Source organism: Martelella sp. UBA3392 (genome assembly GCF_002358775.1).
GTDB lineage: Bacteria > Pseudomonadota > Alphaproteobacteria > Rhizobiales > Rhizobiaceae > Martelella > Martelella mediterranea.
The window spans coordinates 741-1043 of sequence record NZ_DEPM01000001.1; the positions used below are offsets into that span (position 1 = coordinate 741).

The following is a 303-nucleotide window of genomic DNA, read 5'->3' on the forward strand; positions in this document are numbered from 1 at the left end:
AGATGGTCGGGCGCCTTGCGCGTCAGCGCCACCGGCTCGCGACAGCGCGGTTCGGCATAGCCGCAGCGCGGCGCGAATGCGCATCCCGGCGGCAGGCTGGCAAGCGGCGGCACGGAACCCGGAATCGGCACCAGCCGTTCGCCGCGCCGGCGCCACGGCCCCGGGATGGAGGAGAGAAGTCCCTTTGTGTAAGGATGCCGGGTATCGTTGAAGAGCGCGTCGACGCCGGCCTGCTCGACCACCCCGCCGGCATACATGACCGCGACATCGTCCGCCATCTCGGCCACCACGCCCATGTCATGG

Annotated in this window: 1 protein-coding gene; it reads right to left on the reverse strand. The window is 70.6% G+C overall.

The window, feature by feature from the left end; translation table 11 throughout:
- On the reverse strand, nucleotides 1–303 hold a 303-nt coding region (locus tag B4E36_RS00010; RefSeq protein ID WP_345899834.1), incomplete at both ends, for an oligopeptide/dipeptide ABC transporter ATP-binding protein.